The sequence below is a fragment of the Streptomyces sporangiiformans genome (assembly GCF_005768555.2).
In the GTDB taxonomy this organism is placed as follows: Bacteria; Actinomycetota; Actinomycetes; order Streptomycetales; family Streptomycetaceae; genus Streptomyces; species Streptomyces sporangiiformans.
Map to the genome: position 1 here is coordinate 1 of NZ_VCHX02000185.1, position 539 is coordinate 539.

Annotated in this window: 1 protein-coding gene; it reads right to left on the reverse strand. The window is 67.9% G+C overall.

The features are described 5' to 3' along the window. The coding region (locus FGD71_RS34800; RefSeq protein ID WP_140936012.1) for a beta-ketoacyl synthase N-terminal-like domain-containing protein at positions 1 to 539 on the reverse strand (539 nt) is incomplete at both ends.

Sequence of the window (539 nt, forward strand, 5' to 3'; positions counted from 1 at the left end):
CCCTGCCCATAGGTGGCGATCAGCGCCTGCGCCTCGATCGGATCCCCCAGCGCCGTCCCCGTCCCATGCGCCTCCACCGCATCCACATCCGACGCCGACAACCCCGCACTGGCCAACGCCGCCCGAATCACCCGCTGCTGTGAAGGACCATTCGGCGCCGTCAACCCGTTCGACGCACCATCCTGATTCACCGCCGAACCACGCACCACGGCCAGCACCGGGTGACCATGACGGCGCGCATCAGACAACCGCTCCACCAGCAGCACACCCACACCCTCACCCCACCCCGTACCATCCGCACCCTCCGCGAACGCCTTGCACCGCCCATCCGCCGCCAGACCCCCCTGCCGACTGAACTCCACAAACGCACCCGGCGTGGACATCACCGTCACACCACCCGCCAGCGCCAGATCACACTCCCCCGCACGCAACGCCTGAACCGCAAGATGCAACGCCACCAACGACGACGAACACGCCGTATCCACCGTCACCGCAGGACCCTCAAGCCCCAACACATACGACACCCGGCCCGACGCCAC